The sequence below is a fragment of the Acidovorax sp. 59 genome (assembly GCF_002754175.1).
In the GTDB taxonomy this organism is placed as follows: Bacteria; Pseudomonadota; Gammaproteobacteria; order Burkholderiales; family Burkholderiaceae_C; genus Acidovorax; species Acidovorax delafieldii.
Genome location: NZ_PEET01000001.1, coordinates 4,287,360 through 4,305,176 on the forward strand (window position 1 = coordinate 4,287,360; position 17,817 = coordinate 4,305,176).

At 68.3% G+C, this 17,817-nt stretch carries 18 protein-coding genes; 7 read left to right on the forward strand and 11 right to left on the reverse strand.

The annotated features are described in order from the left end of the window. The first annotated feature begins 11 nt into the window (after window positions 1-11). On the forward strand, window positions 12-1,268 hold the full coding sequence (locus tag CLU87_RS19620) for an ATP-binding protein (protein WP_099731511.1): 1,257 nt from the start codon (window positions 12-14) through the stop codon (window positions 1,266-1,268). 23 nt (window positions 1,269-1,291) lie between these two features. Here the strand turns inward: CLU87_RS19620 and CLU87_RS19625 are convergent, their stop codons facing one another. Further along, a complete protein-coding gene (locus CLU87_RS19625) occupies window positions 1,292-2,536 on the reverse strand; it encodes a YbfB/YjiJ family MFS transporter (RefSeq protein WP_099731512.1) in 1,245 nt (414 codons plus the stop codon). Between the two features lie 72 nt (window positions 2,537-2,608). Between CLU87_RS19625 and CLU87_RS19630 the strand changes: the two genes are divergently transcribed. Together CLU87_RS19630 and CLU87_RS19635 are read left to right on the forward strand one after the other, a co-directional pair. After that, window positions 2,609-3,493 (forward strand): LysR substrate-binding domain-containing protein, encoded by an 885-nt coding sequence (locus CLU87_RS19630; RefSeq protein WP_099731513.1) that lies wholly within the window; start codon window positions 2,609-2,611, stop codon window positions 3,491-3,493. Between the two features lie 32 nt (window positions 3,494-3,525). Then, on the forward strand, window positions 3,526-4,647 hold the full coding sequence (locus CLU87_RS19635) for a nitronate monooxygenase family protein (protein WP_099731514.1): 1,122 nt from the start codon (window positions 3,526-3,528) through the stop codon (window positions 4,645-4,647). Window positions 4,648-4,852: 205 nt separating this feature from the next. Here CLU87_RS19635 and CLU87_RS19640 read toward each other — a convergent pair whose 3' ends face one another. From CLU87_RS19640 to radA, 7 genes are read right to left on the reverse strand one after another with little or no spacing between them, the layout of a single operon-like run. Next, a complete protein-coding gene (locus CLU87_RS19640) occupies window positions 4,853-5,827 on the reverse strand; it encodes a glycosyltransferase (protein ID WP_099731515.1) in 975 nt (324 codons plus the stop codon). A gap of 12 nt (window positions 5,828-5,839) precedes the next feature. Further along, complete coding sequence (locus CLU87_RS19645; RefSeq protein WP_099731516.1) at window positions 5,840-7,123, reverse strand: O-antigen ligase; 1,284 nt, start codon at window positions 7,121-7,123, stop codon at window positions 5,840-5,842. After that, window positions 7,120-7,935: a glycosyltransferase family 2 protein gene (locus CLU87_RS19650; protein ID WP_099731517.1), complete on the reverse strand. Its 816-nt coding sequence runs from the start codon at window positions 7,933-7,935 to the stop codon at window positions 7,120-7,122. The genes CLU87_RS19645 and CLU87_RS19650 overlap by 4 nt, the downstream gene beginning before the upstream one ends. A 3-nt stretch (window positions 7,936-7,938) precedes the next feature. After that, complete coding sequence (locus CLU87_RS19655; RefSeq protein WP_056057299.1) at window positions 7,939-8,145, reverse strand: zinc-finger domain-containing protein; 207 nt, start codon at window positions 8,143-8,145, stop codon at window positions 7,939-7,941. A gap of 5 nt (window positions 8,146-8,150) precedes the next feature. Then, window positions 8,151-9,089, reverse strand: a complete 939-nt coding sequence (locus CLU87_RS19660) for a branched-chain amino acid transaminase (RefSeq protein WP_056057294.1) — start codon at window positions 9,087-9,089, stop codon at window positions 8,151-8,153. 39 nt (window positions 9,090-9,128) lie between these two features. Next, the gene (locus CLU87_RS19665; protein WP_056057291.1) at window positions 9,129-9,563 is read right to left on the reverse strand and encodes a hypothetical protein; all 435 of its coding nucleotides are present in this window, start codon (window positions 9,561-9,563) and stop codon (window positions 9,129-9,131) included. A 49-nt stretch (window positions 9,564-9,612) separates the two neighbouring features. After that, a complete protein-coding gene (gene radA / locus CLU87_RS19670; protein WP_056057287.1) occupies window positions 9,613-10,992 on the reverse strand; it encodes a DNA repair protein RadA in 1,380 nt (459 codons plus the stop codon). Window positions 10,993-11,105: 113 nt separating this feature from the next. Between radA and hpaI the strand changes: the two genes are divergently transcribed. From hpaI to CLU87_RS19685, 3 genes are all read left to right on the forward strand, one after another. Continuing rightward, a complete protein-coding gene (gene hpaI, locus CLU87_RS19675) occupies window positions 11,106-11,936 on the forward strand; it encodes a 4-hydroxy-2-oxoheptanedioate aldolase (RefSeq protein ID WP_099731518.1) in 831 nt (276 codons plus the stop codon). Between the two features lie 34 nt (window positions 11,937-11,970). Beyond that, window positions 11,971-12,948, forward strand: a complete 978-nt coding sequence (locus CLU87_RS19680; protein ID WP_099731519.1) for a 2-dehydropantoate 2-reductase — start codon at window positions 11,971-11,973, stop codon at window positions 12,946-12,948. 76 nt (window positions 12,949-13,024) lie between these two features. Then, window positions 13,025-13,648 carry a glutathione S-transferase family protein gene (locus CLU87_RS19685; protein WP_099731520.1) on the forward strand — a complete coding sequence of 208 codons (624 nt, stop codon included), beginning with the start codon at window positions 13,025-13,027 and terminating at the stop codon, window positions 13,646-13,648. 75 nt (window positions 13,649-13,723) lie between these two features. On the opposite strand, the gene CLU87_RS19690 is transcribed toward CLU87_RS19685, so the two are convergent. Together CLU87_RS19690 and CLU87_RS19695 are read right to left on the reverse strand one after the other, a co-directional pair. Continuing rightward, window positions 13,724-15,304, reverse strand: coding sequence for an ABC transporter substrate-binding protein (locus tag CLU87_RS19690; RefSeq protein ID WP_099731521.1), 1,581 nt, complete (start codon window positions 15,302-15,304; stop codon window positions 13,724-13,726). An 88-nt stretch (window positions 15,305-15,392) separates the two neighbouring features. Then, the gene (locus CLU87_RS19695) at window positions 15,393-16,001 is read right to left on the reverse strand and encodes a LysE/ArgO family amino acid transporter (protein WP_099731522.1); all 609 of its coding nucleotides are present in this window, start codon (window positions 15,999-16,001) and stop codon (window positions 15,393-15,395) included. Window positions 16,002-16,078: 77 nt separating this feature from the next. On the opposite strand from CLU87_RS19695, the gene CLU87_RS19700 reads away from it, so the two are divergent. Then, window positions 16,079-16,966 carry a LysR family transcriptional regulator ArgP gene (locus tag CLU87_RS19700; protein ID WP_099731523.1) on the forward strand — a complete coding sequence of 296 codons (888 nt, stop codon included), beginning with the start codon at window positions 16,079-16,081 and terminating at the stop codon, window positions 16,964-16,966. Window positions 16,967-17,003: 37 nt separating this feature from the next. On the opposite strand, the gene CLU87_RS19705 is transcribed toward CLU87_RS19700, so the two are convergent. Continuing rightward, complete coding sequence (locus CLU87_RS19705; protein ID WP_099731524.1) at window positions 17,004-17,813, reverse strand: siderophore-interacting protein; 810 nt, start codon at window positions 17,811-17,813, stop codon at window positions 17,004-17,006. Window positions 17,814-17,817 lie beyond the last annotated feature (4 nt).

Consider the following 17,817-nt stretch of genomic DNA (forward strand, 5'->3'; position numbering starts at 1 on the left):
TCGCCCCACGCATGTCCTTGTCCAACCCTTTTTCCCGCCGCCTTTATCTGCGCATCTGGCTCGCCGTGGTCGGCGGCATGGCAGTGCTGACGCTCACCGTGGGCTGGGCCTGGCGCATTGCCGAGGAACAAAAGGCCCAGAACAACCAGCCGTTTGTGCCGCCTTCGCGCGAAATGGCGGTGCGCGACCCGGGGGGCAACCTGGTGCTGCGCGGCATGGCCACGCGCCAGCCGTCCGAGCCGGGCGAGGTGGTGGAATTCCACATCGAGGCGGAAAACGGCCAGATCTTCACCCTGCAGATGGCGCCCCGCCAGCCCCGCATGGGCCGCAACGGCGGCCGGTCCGGGGGGCCCGGCCAGGACGAGGCGGCTTTCTGGACCCGCCCGCCCTTCGGCTTCTTGTGGCTGCTGGGCATCGTGGGTCTGGCGGTAGCGGTGGGCGTATACCCCATCATCCGCCGCCTCACGCAGCGGCTGGAGGCCTTGCAGCGCAGCGTGAAGAAATTTGGCGAAGGCGACCTGTCGGTGCGGGTGCCCGAGCAGGGCCAGGACGAGGTGGCCGACCTGGCGCGCCAGTTCAACGCAGCGGCAGAGCGTGTGGAAACCCTGGTCAAGTCGCACAAGTCGCTGCTGGCCAATGCCTCGCACGAGCTGCGCTCGCCCCTGACCCGTATCCGCATGGGGCTGGAGCTGATGGGTGGCCAGCAGCCTTCCCCCGCCTTCCGCGAAGAAATCCTGCGCAACATCGCCGAGCTGGACCAGCTGGTGGACGAGATCCTCCTGGCCAGCCGGCTCGACGCGCGCGAGGCCGACGTCGGCACCGTGGAACTGGTGGACCTGATTGGCCTGGCCGCCGAGGAATGTGCGCGCGTGGACGCCGACCTGGACGTGAGCGCGAGCCCCGATTCGCTGGAGGTGCGCGGCGTGGCGAAGCTGCTGCGCCGGGCGATCCGCAACCTGCTGGAAAACGCACGCCGCTACAGCACCGGCGAGATCACCGTGGTGGTGCACCGCCGCCAGGGCCGCGCCGAGGTGCATGTGTGTGATCACGGCCCGGGTGTACCACCCGGCCAGCGCGAGCGCATCTTCGAGCCCTTCTACCGACTGCCGGGCGCCAGCGAGCGCGCGGGCGGCGTGGGCCTGGGGCTGGCGCTGGTGCGGTCGATTGCCGGCCGCCACAACGGCACCGTGCACTGCCAGGACCGTGCTGACGGCGACAGCGGCGCGTGCTTTGTGCTGGCGCTGCCGCTGGCACCATCCACGCACTGATTGGCGCCTGCATTCGCGTGCGCTCAGCGCGCTGCCGGGCGGGGCGCCAGGGGCCAGCGCCAGGCCATGGCGGCATATAGCACCGCACCCACACCGAGCGCTGCGGCGGCCACAGCCAGCCCGTAGACAAAGCCCTGCCCCTGCGTGGCCGCGTGGTGCAGCATCCATGCCACCATGGGCGGGCCCACGATCTGACCGATGCCGTAGGCCGCCGTGAGCAACCCCGGAAAACTGTCGCCCGCCGCAGGCCACACGCGCCGCGCCTCCTGCAGGGCATAAAAGGTGATGGCAGTGAACGGCAAGCCCAACAGCAGGCTGCCCAGCGCAAACCCCGCAGGCCCCGGCCACACCAGGCTGAGCGCGATAGCCCCGGCCTGCACCACGTAGGCACCCATCAGCAGCCAGCGCCGGTCCCACGCGGCCGGGGTGCGGGTGGATAACGCCGCGCCCAGCGCCACGCCAGCACCAAACAGCGGCCAGAACAGGTCGGGCCAAGGCGACCCCGCAGGCAAGGCAGCGCGCGCAATCACGGGCAAAAAGGTGGCCGTGACGATGTAGCCCAGCCCTGCGAGCCCATAGGCCAGCGTGAGCCCCGTGCGCGCCCAGACCCCGTGGCCGGGGGTGGAGCCGTCCACCACCGGGCCGGAGGCTGCGGCCAACCCGGGCATCGCCACACCCCGCAGCACGGGCCAGATGGCAGCGCACAGCCCCACACTCAGCAGTCCGAACACCGCCCAGCCCGCCGCAGCGGGCCACTGCAGCGCCACCATGGCACTGGCCGACAGGCCGGTGAGCACGATGCCCAGCCCCGGGCCACAAAAGATCAACCCACCCAGCGCGGGCTGGCCTAGCGCCACCAGCCGCAGCATGCACCACACCGAGACGTTCAAGAACACCAGCGCACTGGCAACCCCGGCCGCAAACCGCAGCGCGGGCCAGGTGCCCGGCAGCGGCAGCGCCATGCCCAAGGTGAGCAGCACCGTGGCCGCGAGCCCCCAGCGCGCCAGCCGCGCCGCATGCCACCGCTGCCGCGCACGGGGCGCCACCCAGGGCAGCGCCATGCAGGCCAGCGCCCCGATCAGGTACCCGAGGTAGTTGGCTGTGGCCAGCCAGCTGCCGCCGGCCAGCGTGACCACGCCGTCGTGCAGCATCATGGGCAGCAGCGGGGTGAAGGCAAACCGGCCCACGCCCATCGCCACCGCCAGTGCGGCCATGCCCGCCAGTGCTACAGCCAGGGGACGGTCTTGGGGGGCGACGCGCGGTTCCATGCAGGCGGTTTCCAGTCTATGATTCTGTTTTGAGATTTATTTTCTATTAATCATCTCACAACAAGAATATTTATGGATCTGGCAGCGCTCGAAATATTCCGCGCCGTCGCGCTGGAAGGCAGCGTGACCCGCGCGGCCGAACGGCTGGGCCGCGTGCAGTCCAACGTGACCACGCGCGTGCAGCAGCTGGAGGAGCAACTGGGCGCCACGCTGTTCCTGCGCGAGGGCAAACGCATGGTGCTGACGCCTGCCGGGGAGGCGCTGCGCGGCTATGCCGACCGCCTGCTGGCGCTGGCCGAAGAGGCTCGCCAGTCGGTGCACCCCGGCCAGCCCGGCGGCCGGTTGCGCCTGGGCGCCATGGAAAGCACGGCCGCCGCACGCCTGCCGCAGCCGCTGGCCCGGCTGCATGCGCAGTGGCCCGGGCTGGTGCTGGAGCTGTCCACCGCCCCCTCGCGCCAGCTGGTGGAGCAGGTGCTGGCCCACACCATCGACTGCGCACTGGTGGCCTGGCCGCCGCCGGGCATCGACGCCGACGCGCCGGTGGAGCGCACCGCCGTGTTTGCCGAGGCCCTGCTGTTGGCCCTGCCTGCCGACCACCCGCCCGTGCACACGCCCCAGGACCTGCAGCTGGACACCTTGGCCGCCTTCAGCCCCGGCTGCACCTACCGCCGCATGGGCGAGGCCTTCATACAGCAAAAGGACGGCAGCCCGCCGCGCGTGCTGGAGCTGGCCTCGTACCACGCCATCCTGGCCTGTGTGGCCACCGGTCGCTGCGCGGGCGTGGTGCCCCAGGCCGTGATCGACCTGATGCGCGAGCCGCCTGCGCTGCGCCTGGTGCCCCTGGCCACCTGCGACACGGTGCTGGTGCACCGGCGCAGCTACCAGTCGCCGGCGCTGGACGCGCTGCGGACCGCACTGACCTCCGGCGAAGCACACCGCCGCGCCGCATCGACCTGACCCCTCCCCCACAGATCGCACAAGGAGCCCCCATGCCCGCCGCCTTCACCACCCACCTGGGCCTTGCGCTGCCCATCATCCAGGGCCCGATGACCGGGTCGGACACGCCCGCACTGGCCGCCGCCGTGTCCGAGGCCGGCGGCCTGGGCATGTTGGGCTGCGGCATGCGCTCGCCCGTCGCCATGGCCGAGGCCGCCGCCGAAGTGCGCCGCCGCACCGACCGGCCCTTTGGCATGAACCTGTTTGTGCAGGCCACGCCCACACCCGACGACGCCACGGTGCAAGCTGCGCTGCAGCGGCTGGCGCCGTTCTACGCGGAGTTCGGCCTGGTGCCCGAGCGGCCTGCACAGTGGTGTGAGGACTTCGCGGCACAGTTCGACGCCCTGGTGGCCGCACGCCCGGCCGTGGCCAGCTTCACCTTCGGCATCCTCACGGCGGCGCAGGTGGCCAGGCTACAAGCCGTAGGCAGCTACGTGATCGGCACCGCCACCACGCTGGCCGAGGCGCAGGCCTGGGCCAGCGTGGGCGCGGATGCTGTCTGCGCCTCCGGCATGGAAGCCGGGGGGCACCGGGGCACGTTCCTCACGCCCACACAGCCCGGCGCCACCGGAGCGGCACCATCGCTGGCCGACTTTGCGGCCAGCATGGTGGGTACGCTGCCGCTGGTGGCGCAGTGCGTGCAGGCCCTGTCCATCCCGGTTATCGCTGCGGGCGGCATCATGGACGGGCGCGGCATTGCGGGTGCGCTGGCGCTGGGCGCCCAGGCGGTGCAGATGGGCACGGCCTTCCTGACCTGCCCCGAGTCGGCGATTGGCCTGGCGTACCGCGAGGCCCTGGCACGCGCCCAGGCCACCGACACGCGCACCACCCGCATCTTCTCGGGCCGGCCAGCACGCGGCATCGTCAACCGCATGATGCAAGCCCTGCAGGCCGACGAGGCCACCGTGCCGCCCTACCCTGTGCAGAACGCACTGACGGGCGCGCTGCGCCGCGCGGCCGCCCAGGCGGGCCAGGCCGACTGCCTGTCGCTGTGGGCGGGCCAGGGGGTGGCCCAGGTGCGGCCTATGCCAGCGGCGCAGCTGGTGGCGTTGTTGGCCCAGGAGTGGCAGCAGGCCACCGCGCCGCGTGGCGACTCCACTATCGGCTGTCAATAACTATCATTTGTATAGCAGCAGGGGCATATTGAACTAGCGCTTGGGGCCAAAAACGCCCCAGAACCTGCGCAGTAGCCTCCCCGATATGAGCAGGGCGTTAAAAACTAACGCGCCGTGAAACCCGTGCCACCGTGGAGCTGGCTTTGCCAGGCCACGGGTGGCGTCCCCTGGGGGGAAGGCGCCGAAGGCGACTCAGGGGGGCGTCTCAGCCTCTCCAGGGCAGTTCGCGCGCAGGGCCCTGGATCACGGGCGGCTGGGCATTGAGGGTTTCGCCCGCCAGCACCCGTTCGTACATGCGCAGGTAGTTGCGGGCCATGCGCTCGGCGCCAAAGTGCTCCACCACATGCTGGTGGCAGGCGCGCGGGTCAAAGCGGTTGCCCCGCACCGCCTCGGCCAGCACCGAGGCCTGGTCGGACAGCACACCGCAGTGCACGGGCACCAGCTCGGGCAAGGCGCCGTAGGGGGTGGAAAACACGGGGCAGCCGAAGTACAGGCTCTCGATCACGGCCAACCCGAACGGCTCGTGCCAGCGCACCGGAAAGATCAGCCCGCGCGAGGCGTTGAGCAGGCCCGTCTTCTGCGTGCCGCCCACCATGCCGTGAAAGTGGATCTTGCGCGACAGCGTCCAGCGAAAGCCGCGCTTGAAGTTGATGCGGTTGCCGCCCAGCACGTCCAGCTCCACCCCGGCCATCTTGGCCACCTTGATGGCGCCGCGCACGTTCTTCACGCCCCAGGCCGCCTTGCCCAGGAAGTGGTAGTGCGAGCGCGGGCGGTCAAAGTCCACCGGGCCATAACCCGCCCAGTCCAGCCCGTTGTAGACGAATTCGCTGGAGCCGTAGCGCGCCGCATGGTCGCGCGACAGGAACACCGTGTTGCGGGGCAGCGGCTTGGGCTTGCGGGCGTTGCCGTGTTCGGTCACCAGGTAGGGCTTGGACAGCTCGGAGCGTGGGTTGAACTGGAAATGCGTGATGTCCACGTCGGCCGGGATCTGGCCCTCCCAGGCCTCGTCAGGCCGGATGGGCAGCACCTGGCCGAAGTCGCAGGTCGAGCCCTCGGGCACCAGGTAGCTCACGCGGTGGCCCTGCTGCACCAGCGTCTTGCCCAGGTCCCAGATCACGCGCTCGGTGCCGCCGTAGCCATACACCGGGATGGGGGAGTTGTTGACCAGCAGGATGTGCATGGCAGAGGTCCTTCAGGAAAGAGCGGCGGCCTGCCCGGGCGCCTGCAGCCGCTGGCGCTCGCGGCCTTGCAGGATGGCCAGCACCAGCATGCCCATGAACAGGTAGAACATGGTGCCGCTGTTGTGCCCCAAAAACACCTGGGTCGTGCCAAAGCCCATGTAGGACACCGGCAGCAGCACCCCGATCATGCGCAAGCACAGGCCCTCGGTATCCAGCACGCTCGCACTCCCCGGGAACACGCGCCGCCGCGTGGGCCAGAACAGCACCAGGGGCACACCATAGAAAAACAGCAAGACCACCACGCCGGGGATGCCGCGCTTGGCAAAGATGTCCAGCACCTCGTTGTGGGCATGGCTGAACTGCAAAACAATCGGGTGGGCCTCGCCGGCAGCCACCCGCCGCTGCTTCTCGGCCTCGTAGCCGTAGCGGCCCCAGCCGGTCCAGGGGCGGTCCAGGCCCATGCGCCAGGCCAGGCCCCAGTGCGCCAGGCGCTGGCCCACCGAGCTGGCCGCGTCGCCCCGCGACTCGTACTGCGTGATCTCCTGCCGCGCCTCGTCCACCCGCAGGCGCACCTCGTTGGCCTTGAAGGCCATCAGCCCGGCCGCGCCCGCCACGACCAACACGCCGCCCACAAGGGCCAGCTTGCGCTGACCACAGCGGGCCTGCAGCCAGGCGCACAGCAGCAACGCCAGCGGCAGCACCACCCAGCCCCCGCGCGACTCGGACAGCAGCGATCCCTCCAGGCCCAGCAGAATGCCCACCGCCCAGCCCGCACGCTGCCAGGGCTTCCAGCGGTCCCACAGCACCAGCAGCGCGACCGAACACATCAGCCCCAGCAGCAGGCTGAGCCCGCCGTACTGGATGGCGTTGGTAAAACCATTGGCGCGCGGCAGGTGCAGCACCATGGCCTGGTACAAACCGATCAGCCCCGCGCCACAGGCGCCGACGGCGATACCGGCCCAGAGCCAGCGCACCCGCGGGGGATAGGCCAGCACGTACAGCAGGCACGGCAGCGCCAGCAGGTACTTGGCAGGCCGGTCCAGGTTGGACCAGCTGCCCTGGGCCGGGTCAAAGTCGAGGGCCCAGACCGTGCCCATCGCCACGATGGAGGCCAAAAGCAGCCAGGCATCGCGCCCCGGCCGACGCCGCAGCCACACCCCGGCGGTGCCCAGGCTGCACAACAGCAGTACCACCGCCCCCCAGGAATAGCCCGAGCGCACCCACAGCGCCATACCCGGCACCATGAAGGCCGCCGCGCCCGACAGGCGCACAAAAATTTCGTCAGCTTTGGTCAACGGCGCACGCTCTCGCTCAGTTGCTGGTGGTCGTACTCCAGGGCGGCGTACCGGAAGAACGCCTCCAGTGCCACAAACAGACAATACAGAAAACCCGCCCCGCCACACAAAAAACCCAGCCGAAACACATACAGGCGCAGGAACATGCTGGTGCCCGAGGCCAGGCCCCGCACCACGCCGCCCTTCTTGCCTGCCGCCGCCCGCTTGGCGGCACCGAGCATGGCGTACTGGGTGAGCTTTTCCAGGCTGCCGCGCACCGTGGTGCGCGAGTAGTGCAGCAGCCGCGCTTCGATCAGGCGGCGCGGCACGGCGCCACCGCCCGGTAGCGGCAACAGTTCGGCCTGCTCGTGCACCACACCCGTGAACTCGCGGACCATGGCGCGCACGAACAGGCGCTCGATCTGCGACTGGGAGCGGAAGTGCTTGAGCTCGTGCCCATACGCCACCATGCGCCAGCGAATGGTCCACACAGCCTGCGCGCCAGAGCGCACGATGGCCTGCAGCTCCTGGGCGAACGCCGGCGTCATCACCTCGTCGGCGTCCAGAAAGAAGATGTAGTCGCCCCGCGCATGGGCCAGCAGCCGGTTGCGCTGCACGGCAAAGCCTTTCCAGTCGGGATAGTTGTGGACTTCGGCGCCCAGGCGCTGGGCGATGGCCACGGTGTCATCGGTGCTACCGCTGTCCACCACCAGCAACTGGTCGGCAAACGCAGCGCTTTGCAGGCAGGCTTCGATGCGGTGCGCCTCGTTGAGGGTCAGCACCGCCACGGTCAACGTGGGCGGCGGCGTAGCGCCGCCGACTGCAACCGGCATCAATCAGTGACCAGCGTGTACGTGCTCACCGGCCTTCAGGCGGTACACCGTGCCACAGTAAGGGCACTTGGCTTCACCCGTGCGGGCCACGTCCAGGTACACCTTGGGGTGGCTGTTCCACAGCTTCATGTCGGCCTTGGGGCTGGGACAGAAAACGCCGCCTTGGGCGTTCAGGTCTTTGGCCAGGAGTTCAACGGTTGCTTGCGACATGTTCTTCAGACCTTGCTCAGCCAGTGGGCGTATTTCGGATTGCGGCCACCGACGATGTCGAAGAAGGCGCTTTGGATTTTTTCGGTGATCGGGCCGCGCGATCCGCTGCCCAGCTCGATGCGGTCGAGTTCGCGGATGGGCGTGACTTCAGCGGCCGTGCCGGTGAAGAAGGCCTCATCGGCGATGTACACCTCGTCGCGCGTGATGCGCTTTTGCACGATCTCCAGGCCCAGGTCCTTGGCGATGTGGAACACGGTGTTGCGGGTGATGCCGTTCAGGGCACCGGCCGACAGGTCGGGCGTGTAGATCACGCCGTTCTTGATCACAAAGATGTTTTCGCCCGCACCTTCGGACACAAAACCCGAGCTGTCCAGCAGCAGGGCTTCGTCGTAGCCGTCGTCCGTGGCTTCCATGTTGGCGAGGATGGAGTTGGTGTAGTTGCTCACCGCCTTGGCCTGCGTCATGGTGATGTTGACGTGGTGGCGGGTGTAGCTGCTGGTCTTGACGCGGATGCCGCGCTTGAGGCCTTCCTCGCCCAGATAGGCGCCCCAGGCCCAGGCAGCGACCATCAGATGAATCTGGTTGCCCTTGGGCGAAACACCCAGCTTTTGCGAGCCGATCCAGGTCAATGGACGCAGATAGCAGGATTCGAGCTTGTTTTCGCGCACCACGGCTTTCTGGGCCTCATTCACCTCTTCCTTGGTGAACGGGATCTTCATGCGCAGGATCTTGGCGCTGTTGAAGAGGCGGTCGGTGTGCTCTTCCAGGCGGAAGATCGCCGTGCCATTGGCGGTGTTGTAGGCGCGCACGCCTTCGAAGGCGCCGCAGCCGTAATGCAGGGTGTGGGTCAGCACGTGGATCTTGGCGTCGCGCCAATCGACCATCTGGCCGTCCATCCAGATCTTGCCGTCACGGTCGGCCATCGAGGGAACTACGGGGCTCATGGGTGTCCTTTGGTTGCTGTGGGTCGCAAAACCAGGATTTTACGGGGCGGCGGGCGGCGCGCCTTCTCCATCAGCGGCAGGGTTGTCCTGGGGGCGGACCAGGGTCCACACCACCAGCTTGCCCTGCTGGAACTCGCAGGTCACGTGCGAGCGGGTGCCGTCGGTCCAGCGGTAGACCTCGGGCTGCACGTTTTCGGCCGACACGCGCTCTCCCAGCGCCTGGGTCATGGCCACCACATGCATGAGGTTCACGCCCTTCGTCAGCCGGGCGTTGAGCATCACGGCGCTGCCCACATACCCGATGGGGCGCTTGGCGGCCTTTTGCATCACACTCATCAGCCGCGTGAAGTGCAGCAGGCCCCACATGAGCAGCCCACCGGCCACGGCAGCCACCCCGGCCCAGCCGTAGGCATAAAAACCAAACCCGATCAGGGCCACCGCCCCCAGGGGCACCAGGATATTGCGCAAGTTCATAGGTCGAGATTGTCTTATGGCGCCATGGACATGGCGCTGTGGGCATTGCTTACAGACCGCGCACCACGTTCATGGCCTCTTCCACCCGCTCGACGGCGTGGATGGTCAGCCCTTCAATGGGTTTTTTGGGCGCATTGGCCTTGGGCACCACGGCCACGCTGAAACCCAGCTTGGCGGCTTCCTTCAGGCGCTCCTGCCCCCGGGGCGCAGGCCGCACCTCACCGGCGAGCCCCACCTCGCCAAACGCCAGAAAGCCGCGCGGCAGCGCCTTGCCCCGCAGGCTGGAGGTGATGGACAACATTACCGCCAGGTCGGCGGCCGGTTCGCTGATGCGCACGCCCCCCACCGCATTCACAAACACGTCCTGGTCCATGCAGGCCACCCCCGCATGGCGGTGCAGCACGGCCAGCAGCATGGCCAGGCGGTCCTTGTCCAGGCCCACCGACAGGCGCCGGGGGCTGGGGCCGCCACTGTCCACCAGGGCCTGGATCTCCACCAGCAGCGGGCGTGTGCCCTCCAGCGTCACCATCACGCAGCTGCCGGGCACGGGCTCGGAATGCTGGCTCAAGAAGATGGCGCTCGGGTTGCTCACGCCCTTGAGGCCCTTTTCGGTCATGGCGAACACGCCAATCTCGTTCACAGCGCCAAAGCGGTTCTTGATGGCCCGCACCAGGCGGAACTGGCTGTGCGTGTCGCCTTCGAAGTACAGCACCGTGTCCACCATGTGCTCCAGCACGCGCGGCCCCGCCAGCGCACCTTCCTTGGTCACATGGCCCACCAGAATGACAGCAATGCCCGTGCCCTTGGCCATGCGCGTTAGGTGCGCTGCGCATTCCCGCACCTGGGCGACGGAGCCCGGCGCGCTGGTGAGCTGGTCGGAATAGGTGGTCTGGATGGAGTCGATGACCACCACGGCGGGCTGCGTGGCCTCCACGGTCGCCAGAATCTTTTCAAGCTGGATCTCGGCCAGCAGCTGCACCTGGCTGCCGTCGATGCCCAGGCGCCGCGAACGCAGCGCCACCTGCGCTCCGCTCTCCTCACCCGTCACATACAGCGTGGGCAGTCCCGCGCGCTGCAGCGCGTCCATGGCCTGCAGCAGCAGGGTCGATTTGCCAATGCCCGGATCGCCCCCGATGAGCACCACGCCCCCTTCCACAATGCCGCCGCCCAGCACGCGGTCCAGCTCGTCGATGCCGCTGGGGGTGCGGGCCACGTCCTGGGCCTCGATGGCGGCCAGCGGCAGGACGGGCTGCGCGTTGGCCAGGCCCGCGTAGCCTTGCGGCGTGCTCAGGCGGTTCTTGCCCGGCCCGGCCTCGGCCACCTGCTCGATGAGCGTGTTCCAGGCGCCGCAGGACGGGCATTTGCCCAGCCAGCGCGGGCTGGTGCCGCCGCACTCGGTGCAGGTGAACGTGGTTTTTTCTTTGGCCATGGCAGGTGTCGGTGAGGCGCCCCGATGCAGGGGCAGCCGACTATAGCGGCCATGCCCACATCGATCCGCCGCAGCCCGTACGATGGCGGGCTTGGCACCGCACGGAGTTGACATTGCAGACACCCACCAACCGCTTCAAACAGGCCATGGCCCAAGGCCAGGCGCAAATCGGCCTCTGGCTCGGGCTGGCCAACGGCTACAGCGCCGAAATCCTCGCGGGCACCGGCTACGACTGGCTGCTGGTCGATGGCGAACATGCGCCCAACGACCTGCGCTCCATCCTGCACCAGCTGCAGGCCATCGCCAGCGCCACCAGCGCCCTGCCGCCAGGCGTGCAGGCGCCCCACCCCATCGCCCGGGTGCCGGTGGGTGACACGGCCCTCATCAAACAGTACCTGGACATCGGCGCACAGACCCTGCTGGTGCCCATGGTCGATACGCCCGAGCAGGCCCAGCAACTGGTGCGCGCCACGCGCTATGCGCCCGAAGGCGTGCGCGGCATGGGCAGCGCACTGGCCCGCTCGTCGCGCTGGCAGGCTTACCCGCAGTATGTGCACGAGGCCAACCAGCAGATCTGCCTGCTGGTGCAGGCAGAAACGGTGGAAGCCATGGCCCACCTCGATGCCATTGCCGCCACGCCCGGGGTGGACGGCGTGTTCATCGGCCCGGCCGATCTGTCGGCCTCCATGGGCCACCCCGGCAACCCAGGGCACCCTGACGTCCAGGCCGCCATCCATGACGGCATTGCGCGCATCCTGCGCGCAGGCAAGGCGCCGGGCATCCTGGCCACCACCGAATCACAGGCGCGCCAGTGGCTGGCGGCCGGCGCGCTGTTTGTGGCCGTGGGCGTGGACACCATGCTGCTGGTGAGTGCTGCGCAGGAGCTGCTGGCACGCTACCGCAGCGCGACCAACGCCGCCCCCGCCCGGCCCGCAGGCTACTGAACTTTTCTTCTTTCAGACTCAAGGACAGACATCCATGAAAGCATGTATTTACGGCGCCGGCGCCATCGGCGGCTGGCTGGGCGTGGCCCTGGCGCAAGCGGGCCACACCGTCAGCATGGTGGCGCGGGGCGACACACTGCGCGCCCTGCAGGCCGAGGGGCTGCGCATGCGGCGCGCCGACGGCTCGCTGGCGCAGGTGCCCGTCACAGCCCACAGCGACCCGGCCGCACTCGGCGTGCAAGACCTGGTGGTGGTCGCCGTCAAGGCCCCGGGCCTGCCCGACGTGGCGCGTGCCATGGCGCCCTTGCTCGGGCCCGACACCATCGTGCTCACCGCCATGAACGGCGTGCCGTGGTGGTTCCTCGACGGCTTTGGCGGTGCGGCGCAGGGGCATGCCCTTGAATCCGTGGACGCGGGAGGCGTGATTGCCCAGGCCGTCCCGGCGCGCAACGTGGTGGGCAGTGTGGTGCACACCAGCTGCTCGCTGGAGGCTCCGGGTTTCGTCCGCCAGCACTTTGGCAACCGCCTCATCGTGGGCGAGCCGGACGGCAGCCGCAGCCCGCGCCTGCAAGCACTGGCCGACACGCTGCAGCGCGGCGGCATCGATGTGGAAGTGAGCGACTGCATCCAGAAGGACATCTGGTTCAAGCTCTGGGGCAACCTCACCATGAACCCCATCAGCGCCCTCACCGGCGCCACCACCGACCGCATCCTGGACGACGAGCTGGTGCGTGGCTTTGTGAGCGCGGTGATGCTGGAGGCCAAGGCCATTGGCGAAAAGCTGGGCCTGCCGATTGACCAGCAGCCCGAGGACCGCCACGCCGTCACGCGCAAGCTGGGCGCGTTCAAGACCTCGATGCTGCAGGACGTGGAGGCGGGCAAGCCGATGGAGATCGACGCCCTGGTGGGCGCGGTGCGCGAGCTGGGGCAGATCACCCACACGCCCACGCCGCACACCGACGCCCTGCTGGGCCTCACGCGGCTGATGGCGCGCACGCGGGGCCTGTACTGAGTCATTTCAAGCAAAATCGACTGCAGGCGCTAGTGGAATATGCGCAATCAGCTATTTAATTCATAGCAAACCAACCATGACCCAACTCACGCTGTACTACACCCCCGGCACCTGCGCGCAAGCCGTGCGCATCGCTTTGGAAGAAGCGGGCGCCCCCTACGACCTGGTGCGCGTGGACTTCGCCGCTGGCCAGCAACGCACGCCCGAATACCTGGCGGTGAACCCCAAGGGCCGCGTGCCCGCGCTGGCCACGCCGCACGGCACGCTGACCGAAACCCCGGCGCTGCTGGCCTACGTGGCGCAGAGCTTTCCAGAAGCGCGCCTGGCGCCCGCCGACGCGCATGGCTTTGCGCGCCTGCAAGAGTTCCACAGCTACCTCGCGTCCACCGTGCACATCGCCCATGCCCACCGCCCCCGCGCCAGCCGCTGGGCCGATGCGCCCGAAGCCCAGGCAGCGATGCAGCGCAAGGTGCCGCAGAATATGACGGAGTGCTTTCACCTCATCGAAAGCCACTACCTGCCGCAGGCGGACCAGGGCCCCTGGGTGATGGGCGAGCAGTACACCGTGGCCGACGGCTACCTGTTCACCATCGGCACCTGGCTGCACAGCGACGGCGTGGACATCGCCCAGTTCCCGAAGGTGTTTGCGCACACGCAGCGCATGCTGCAGCGCCCCGCCGTGCAGCGCGCAATGGCCTGATACGCCACCTGCAGACACAAAAAAGCCCCGGTGCTTCTGACTCGAAGCACAGGGGCTTTTTGCTGGCAACCGGGATCAGTTCACCTTCAGATACCGCCAGTCGATGCGGTTGTCGGCGCGGTGGATGATGTCCACCTTCTTGGTACCCGCCCACGGAATCACCTGGTTGTACAGCGGGATGTGCGACACCAGCTCATGCTCCTTGATCAGCGCCTGCTCGATCAGGCCGTTGCGCGTGGCGGTGTCCGTTTCCTTCTTCACACGCTCGATCAGCGCGTCCATCTGCGGGTCGGAGAACCGGCCCAGGTTGAAGTTGCCGTCCCCACCCGCGCCCGTCGTACGCACCAGCGACTGCAGGCTGTAGAACGCATCGAACGTGGGCACACCCCAGCCCAGCAGGTAGATGCTGGCTTCGTTGCGCTGGATCATCGGGAAGTAGGTGGCAAACGGCAGCGAGCGCAGCTTGGCCTTCACGCCCACCTTGGCCCAGTGCGAGGTGATGGCCTGGCACAGCTGCTCGTCGTTGATGTAGCGGCCCGCGCTGCAGGCAAAGTCCACCTCAAACCCGTTGGGGTAGCCCGCATCGGCCAGCAGCTTTTGCGCGGCCTTGGGGTCGTAGGGGTAGCGCACGTCGGCCTTCTTGGTCCAGCCGTTGACCTGGTTGGCGATGAGTGTGCCCGTGGGCTGGGCCAGGCCACGCAGCACCACGCGCTGGATGGACTGGATGTCGATGGCCTGGTACAGCGCCTTGCGCACGCGCAGGTCCTTCAGCGGGTTCTTGCCCTTCACGTCCGAGCCGGGCAGCTCGTCGCGGAACTGGTCCAGCCCCAGGAAGATGGTGCGGTACTCGGGCCCTTCGAGCACCTGCAGGTTGGGCGTCTGCTTGATGCGCGCCAGGTCCTGCAGGCTCGGGTCGATCACAAAATCCACCTCACCCGACAGCAGCGCCGCTGTGCGCGTGGCGTCGGCCTTGATGGGGGTGTAGACGATCTCGGTCAAGTTGGTGGGGTACTTGCCCTTGCCCCACCAGTGGGGGTTGGGCTCCAGCACCACGCGCTGGTCGGGCGTCCACTGTTTGAGCTGGTAGGGGCCGGTGCCCAGCGCATTGCGGTGGGCAAAGTTCTCGTCCTTGGTCTTGATGTCCTTGGGCTCGACCGATTTGTTCTTTTCGGCCCAGGCCTTGCTCAGGATGCGCAGCTCGGTGAGCTGGTTCACCAGCACCGGGTTGGGCAGGTCGGAGTGGATGTCGATGGTGTAGGCATCGACTTTTTCCACACGGTCAATGCCCTGGGTGTAGACAGCGAAGTTGGAGCTTTTGGCCTTGGCGCGCTCCAGCGAGAACTTGGCGTCGTCGGCCGTGAACTCGCTGCCGTCGCTGAACTTCACACCCTTGCGCAAGGTCAGGCGCAGCTGCGTGGGCTTGATGAGCTTCCACTCGGTGGCGAGCGAGGGCTCGGGCTTGAAGGTCTTGCTGTTGTATTCCACCAGCGTGTCGTACACCGCGCCGTGCATGGTGTTGTTCACACCCACGTTCTGGGTGTGGATGTCCCAGGTGGAAATGTCCACCGAGCGGGACCAGCGGAAGGTGGCGGACTGTGCAGCCAGGGGCAGCGCGGCGGCAACGGCGGCTGCAAGCAGGAGGTGATTAAAGCGCATGGGTGCAAGGATAGGCAAAAAGGCCAAAAAATGCTGAATGGCCGCACTATCCCCCAAGCAACGCTGCATGGGAACGAACTTATCGTTCTTAGCTTAGAGCCATCACCCCTGCCAGCACCAGCATGGTGGTGGACGTCACCCCGTCCAGCACCCGCCACGCCGCCGATGTGGCAAACAACGGGGCCAGCCAGCGGGCGCCCAGGCCGATCAACAAGAACCACAGCGCGCTGGCCAGCGAGCCACCCGCCGCAAACAGCGCACGCCCCCAGGCCGGGTACGGCGTGGCCATGGTGCCCAGCAGCACCACGGTGTCCAGGTACACATGCGGGTTGAGCCAGGTGAGCGCCACCACCGTGGCCAGCGTGGTGCGCAGGCTGGCGCCGGGGCCGCTGGTGGCCACCAGCAACTGGCCCGGGCGCAGCGCCCGCGCGGCCGTCTGTGCCGCATACATCAACAGGAACAGCGCGCCCGCCCAGCGCATGAACTGCGCCCATTCAGGCCGGGCCAGCAGCACGCCGCCCATGCCCCACACGCCCACCTGCAGCAGTAGCGCGTCCGACAGCGCACACACCAGCACCACGGGCATCACATGCTCGCGCCGCAGGCCCTGGCGCAGCACAAATGCGTTTTGCGCGCCAATGGCCATGATGAGCATGGCGGTGGAAGTGAAACCGTGAACGAAGGCAGTGGAGACCATGGGCACGGATTCTGGCGAAGGGCCTTCGTTGACGCCAGCTATACTTTTTAACGATCCGTCAGAATGGCTAACCACCCATGCAACTCGACTCCGCCCAGCTCAACGCCTTTGCCACGGTGATCGATGAGGGCAGCTTTGAGCGAGCGGCGGCCGTGCTGCATGTCACGCGCTCAGCGGTGTCGCAGCGCATCAAGCTGCTGGAAGAGCGCGTGGGCCAGGTGTTGGTGCGCCGCGCCACGCCCTGCACGCCCACCGAGGCCGGGCAGGCGCTGTACCGCCATGCGCGCGAGGTGGTCTTGAGCGAGGCCGATGCGCTGGCCACCATTGGCGGCGGGCAGCACAGCACCACGCGGCTGGCGATTGGCGTGAATGCCGACTCGCTGGCCACCTGGTTCCCCCACGCCATGGCGCAGGCGGCCGAGGGGCAGGCCATCACCTTCGACATCCATGTGGAAGACCAGGACCATTCGGCCAACCTGCTGCGCGAAGGCCGCGTGATGGCCGCCGTGACGGCCGACCCGCAGCCCGTGCAGGGCTGCCAGGTGCTGCCGCTGGGCACGCTGCGCTACCGCGCGCTCGCAAGCCCTGCGTTCATGGAGCGCCACTTTGCGCAGGGCGTGAACGCCACCACGCTGGCGCAGGCACCCATGCTGGTGTTCAACCGCAAGGATGCGCTGCAGGCGCGTTTTGTGGGTCGCATCACGCGCCGCAAGCTCGCACCGCCCGTGCACTGGCTGCCCGAGGCGCATGCCTTCGTCAAAGCCACGCGCGCCAGCCTGGGCTGGGGCATGACGCCCGACCCACTGGTGGAGGATGACCTGGCAACCGGCGCCCTGGTCGAGCTGATTGCAGGCAAGCCGGTGGATGTGCCGCTGTACTGGCAGTGCTGGCGGCTGAATGTGCAGGCCCTGCAGCACGTGACCGCAGCCGTGCAGCGGGCTGCTGCGCTGACGCTGCTGCGCTGAGAGAAAAGTCGAGAGTGATGTAGCAAGCAAGGGCCGACTACGCAGCGTTCGCCAGGTCCTCGTGGTGGTCCGCCGCGCCGCGCTTCCAGTAGGCGGAGATGCGCATGCGTTTCGCGTCCACGCCCGGCTTGGCCAGCAGGGCGCGGCGCACGGCTGCCATGTCGCTGTGTTCGCCCGCAGCCCAGACAAAGCCCGCGCCGGGCGGCAGCGACAGCGCTTCCACAGCGGCAGGCAGCGCGCTCACCCACAGCAGATCCACCTGCGCCGCGCTCGCCAGCGTGCGCTGGTCGGCCGGGTTGCTCAGCTGGATGCGCACGGTGGCCACCGCGCTGGCGGGCAGCTCGGCCAGGCGGCGGGCGATGGCGGGCAGCGCGGTTTCGTCACCCAGCAGCCAGTGCCAGTCAAACCCGGTGGGCACGACCATGCTGCCGCGCGGCCCGGCAATGCCCACCCACTGGCCCACGGTGGCGCTGGCGGCCCAGTCGGTGGCGGGGCCTGCGTCGTGCAGGGCGACCTCGATGTCCAGCTCGCCCGCAGTGGCGTCAAAACGCGCGGGGGTGTAGTCGCGCAGCACGGGGCGCGGACCGTCAAACACGGGGCGGCCGTCCTGCAGCGTGGGCAAGGTGGGGCGGTCTTGCCCGGGCGAGGGAAGGATGAGCTTGAGATGGTCGTCGAACCCGGCGCTCACAAAGCCCGCCAGCTCGGGGCCGGCCAGGGTCAGCCGCACAAAGCCGGGGCTGACCTGGGTGCGGCGCACCACCTGGAGGTGGCGGCCCTGCAGGGGATGGCGAATGCGCTCGATGGCGAGGGAGGGGGCCGTGGCGGCCAGGGGCAGAGGTGCGTTCATGGCG

Coding starts and splice junctions, on each gene's coding strand:
- CLU87_RS19620 (WP_099731511.1), top strand. CDS start 12: ATGTCCTTGTCCAACCCTTTTTCCCGCCGCCTTTATCTGCGCATCTGG.
- CLU87_RS19625 (WP_099731512.1), bottom strand. CDS start 2,536: ATGGAACCGCGCGTCGCCCCCCAAGACCGTCCCCTGGCTGTAGCACTG.
- CLU87_RS19630 (WP_099731513.1), top strand. CDS start 2,609: ATGGATCTGGCAGCGCTCGAAATATTCCGCGCCGTCGCGCTGGAAGGC.
- CLU87_RS19635 (WP_099731514.1), top strand. CDS start 3,526: ATGCCCGCCGCCTTCACCACCCACCTGGGCCTTGCGCTGCCCATCATC.
- CLU87_RS19640 (WP_099731515.1), bottom strand. CDS start 5,827: ATGCACATCCTGCTGGTCAACAACTCCCCCATCCCGGTGTATGGCTAC.
- CLU87_RS19650 (WP_099731517.1), bottom strand. CDS start 7,935: ATGCCGGTTGCAGTCGGCGGCGCTACGCCGCCGCCCACGTTGACCGTG.
- CLU87_RS19655 (WP_056057299.1), bottom strand. CDS start 8,145: ATGTCGCAAGCAACCGTTGAACTCCTGGCCAAAGACCTGAACGCCCAA.
- CLU87_RS19660 (WP_056057294.1), bottom strand. CDS start 9,089: ATGAGCCCCGTAGTTCCCTCGATGGCCGACCGTGACGGCAAGATCTGG.
- CLU87_RS19665 (WP_056057291.1), bottom strand. CDS start 9,563: ATGAACTTGCGCAATATCCTGGTGCCCCTGGGGGCGGTGGCCCTGATC.
- radA (WP_056057287.1), bottom strand. CDS start 10,992: ATGGCCAAAGAAAAAACCACGTTCACCTGCACCGAGTGCGGCGGCACC.
- CLU87_RS19680 (WP_099731519.1), top strand. CDS start 11,971: ATGAAAGCATGTATTTACGGCGCCGGCGCCATCGGCGGCTGGCTGGGC.
- CLU87_RS19685 (WP_099731520.1), top strand. CDS start 13,025: ATGACCCAACTCACGCTGTACTACACCCCCGGCACCTGCGCGCAAGCC.
- CLU87_RS19690 (WP_099731521.1), bottom strand. CDS start 15,304: ATGCGCTTTAATCACCTCCTGCTTGCAGCCGCCGTTGCCGCCGCGCTG.
- CLU87_RS19695 (WP_099731522.1), bottom strand. CDS start 16,001: ATGGTCTCCACTGCCTTCGTTCACGGTTTCACTTCCACCGCCATGCTC.
- CLU87_RS19700 (WP_099731523.1), top strand. CDS start 16,079: ATGCAACTCGACTCCGCCCAGCTCAACGCCTTTGCCACGGTGATCGAT.
- CLU87_RS19705 (WP_099731524.1), bottom strand. CDS start 17,813: ATGAACGCACCTCTGCCCCTGGCCGCCACGGCCCCCTCCCTCGCCATC.